This is a genomic window from Streptomyces sp. NPDC002671 (assembly GCF_053592475.1).
Genome location: NZ_JBSFVU010000143.1, coordinates 1 through 3,181, shown reverse-complemented (window position 1 = coordinate 3,181; position 3,181 = coordinate 1). Strand labels below are relative to the sequence as shown.

General features: G+C 68.3%; 1 protein-coding gene and 2 pseudogenes. 1 reads left to right on the top strand and 2 read right to left on the bottom strand.

Annotated features, from left to right (window positions below; translation table 11 throughout):
- Nucleotides 1-403: 403 nt before the first annotated feature.
- Nucleotides 404-1,374: pseudogene (locus ACWD35_RS45265) on the bottom strand (Tn3 family transposase); the annotation flags it as partial.
- 149 nt (nt 1,375-1,523) lie between these two features.
- On the opposite strand from ACWD35_RS45265, the gene ACWD35_RS45260 reads away from it, so the two are divergent.
- Entirely contained in the window at nt 1,524-2,126 is a 603-nt protein-coding gene (locus tag ACWD35_RS45260; RefSeq protein WP_451357143.1) for a zinc finger domain-containing protein, read from the top strand.
- A gap of 150 nt (nt 2,127-2,276) precedes the next feature.
- On the opposite strand, the pseudogene ACWD35_RS45255 reads toward ACWD35_RS45260, so the two are convergent.
- Nucleotides 2,277-3,181, bottom strand: a pseudogene (locus tag ACWD35_RS45255) (hypothetical protein); the annotation flags it as partial.

Sequence of the window (3,181 nt, the reverse complement as noted above, 5' to 3'; positions counted from 1 at the left end):
AAGAGCCCGATCGACTACGAACACAGCTACCAGGCCAGCCTCACCGAGGAACTGGCTGCATAGGAAGGTCTCCACAGATCGGGGGGATTGACAGACTCCACAGCCTGAAACACAGCTAGATATGCCTCACGGCGCTCGACTCGGAGGCTACGAAAATGTTCGAGTCTTGCCTGGTCATTTGACTGGCGCCGGGCTGCCACGTAGGTGAGAACGGCAGTGCTGAGTGTGCCGACCACTCCAACAGTCGCGCCGAGTACTGCCGCAAGCCCCTGGTCCATCGCCCCATCCTGGTGCGCATGGGTGGCGCCTGTCAGGTTCATTCAACAATGGCGGACCGCCGGTGATCCCATGGGCCACAACGGCGCTCATGATCGGACCAACGAGGCCGACCGGTGATTGTTGCTCATTCCTCGCTGCCATCGTCGTCATCGTCGAGGCCGACAGCGTCCGGGTCGCGTAGAGGACGCAGCCCCTGGACTGGCTGGGAGGCGGTGAAGCTGTAGCGGCCCAGGCAGTTGAGGTTCTTGTGCTTGAGCGGGGACAGCCGGGCTACGTCCTCGTCCTTGATCTCGTGGCCCTCGGCGCGGAGCTGGGCAACGGCAGCGTCGATGTAGCGGGTCGTCCACAGCACCACGGCGTTCAGGACCAGGCCGAGCGAGCCGAGCTGGTCCTCCATTCCGTCCCGGTACGCCTGGTGGATGGTGCCCTTCTTGCCGTGGCAGATGTCGCGGGCGAGCTTGTGGCGGGACTCCTGGACGGTGAGCTGCTTGTGCATCTGGCGGCGGTAGGTGTCGTCGACCGGGTCGACCACGGCGAGCAGGTGCAGCGTCTTGGCGATGCGCCCGTACTCGGCGAACGCCTGCCCCAGCGGGGTGGGGTAGCCCTCGCGGCCGAACATCCGCAGCAGGTCGTAGGCGCGGACCTGATTGGTGACCAGGGAGCCGGCCACGCGCAGCATGTCCGGCCAGGCGGTGATCACCTTCTTCACGTTCACCTTGTTGCGGGCCAGCGCCTCCAGTGGCCCGTAGTTGCCCAGGGCCTCGCCGCCGGGCATCTGGGCCTTCCAGAACCGTTGGTCTTCGAGGTCCTTGAAGCATGGGGAGAAGCGGTAGCCGAGCATCTTGAAGATGCCGAAGACCATGTCGGAGTAGGAGGCGTTGTCGGTGGCGACCATCTCCGGCTTCACCCCGCCGTCCAGGTTCAGCAGCGCGTCCAGGATGAACAGCGAGCCGCGCGGGGTGCCCGGCACCACCATCTGCCCGATCCCGATCACCTGATCGTTGATCGCGTTCACCGCGCCCTCACCCAAGTACTTCGCGAAGAAGAAGGGCATCACCTGGCGTTGATGGTGCGGACGGGGACGACGAAGCGCATCAGCTACTTCCTCCAGGGGACATGTACGTGACCGTGCACGTCACCGACTGATCGTTCAACCACTCTCCCTTGCGGCCGAGCTTGCCGCTTGGCATGCGGATCGGCCACGGCACGGACGAGGATGAGCGGACAACCGCGAAGGGGGGATCGTGACGCAGCAGGAAAGCTGGGGGCACTGGCGGCCCCAGTTCAGCTCGGGGGAATTGTCTGATCGGGTCCGTGCCTGGTTCCGGCGCGCGGAGTGTCCCGCCTGCAGCGCGGGCGTCGGCCGCGCCTGCCGCTCCGCCTCCGGCTACCCCACCGACCACCACCGGGCCCGGCGTGACGCCGCCGGACCGCCGCCGTACGAGGAATGGAGGGAGCAGGGGCTCATCCCGGAGACCCGACGCCCGCCTTCTCCCGCCATCCTTGAGGCCAGCCGCGCAGCCCGACAGGAGTTCCGGGTCGATCAGCCTCTCGGTGACGCCGCGGCGCTGGTCCGCCGCTTCCTGGCGGACGGGCTCAGCCTCCTGATGGACGACGCCGTGATCGACCGAATCGATGACGACGTGCGGACTCTGCTCCTGGCGCGCGGGCCCGAGGGAAGCGCAGAGGTGGTTACCGTCCTGGCTTCCCAGGTCGCCACACTCCTGAGCCTGGCGGCGCCGGACGGCGATCCCGATGCGCTGTACAGCGACTGGATTCGCTCACAGATCGAGTCGGCACGCGATTACCAGCGTGCCGAGCAGGGCCTGCGCCCGCACGAAACGTGAACACCTGCCGTACCCGTCGGGGTCGCCCTCGCCGCGGGCCTGGCGGGCGCGGTAGGCGGCCAGCGCCGCGCCCGCCGAACCGGCGCCGGGGGACCTGAGCGGCGAGGTACTGAGGGACCTGCACGAGTAGCGGCCGATGTGACTGAGCAGTCAGTCGGTTGCGCTGAGCAGCTCGTCGACGGCAGTGCGAATGGACTCGTCTTCGGCGAAGGCGCGCCACCCGCCGAAGTAGTGAAAACGCCGGTCACTTGTAGGCAGGTCGCGCAACAGATGTGCGGCGGGCTGGGCAGCGTGGCCGATCCGGGTGAGATAGCGCACCGCGGGGAGCATGACCGGTAGGTAGGTACCCTCGGCCAGGTTCTGCACGACCTCCAGGAGGGCCGGGACGGTGCTCTCGGTGTCGCCGGTCGCGGCCCACAGGGCGTGGGCGGCCTCGACGCTGGTCCAGGGGTCGGCGGCACCGATCATCGTCCGGAGTTGGTCCGCGAAGTCGACAGCGCGGGGGCCGAGGTCGGCCAGCTTGCGCAAGGCGGGGTGGGGAAAGCCGCCCTCAGTGGCGGCAGGCCCCAGCACCTTCAAGGCCGGGCCCGGCTCCCCGCCGACCTGCCAGTACGCCCACGCGGCGAGCTCCGCGTCTGCGCCTGCGGCGATCGATCGGGCCAGCAACAGTTCACGTCCTCCGTTGCCTGCCATCCCGATCCCGGCCAGGGCTGTCGCCGCCGCGGTCCACCTCTGGTTATCCCTCAGCAGGTCGAGCAGCTGCGCCACTGCTGCCTTCGCAGCAGGTCCCCAGGCGGCGAGCACTTCGCAGAGGTGATTGAGCAGTTGGACGTCCGTGGCGGTGCCGAGTCGGTCGCAGATCGCCGGCAGCAATAGCTCCGCGTGGTCCGGAAGGCGAACAAGTATCTCGTGGTGGGCGGGGAGGCCCGGGTGGTGGAAGGCGTCGCGGGCCCTGCCGTGGAAGGCGGCGGCCGATGCGAAGCCGGACCGGGCGCCGACCACGCGCTCGGCCAGGCCCGGCACGCAGCGTGGATCGTTCATCCGACCAAGCGCCC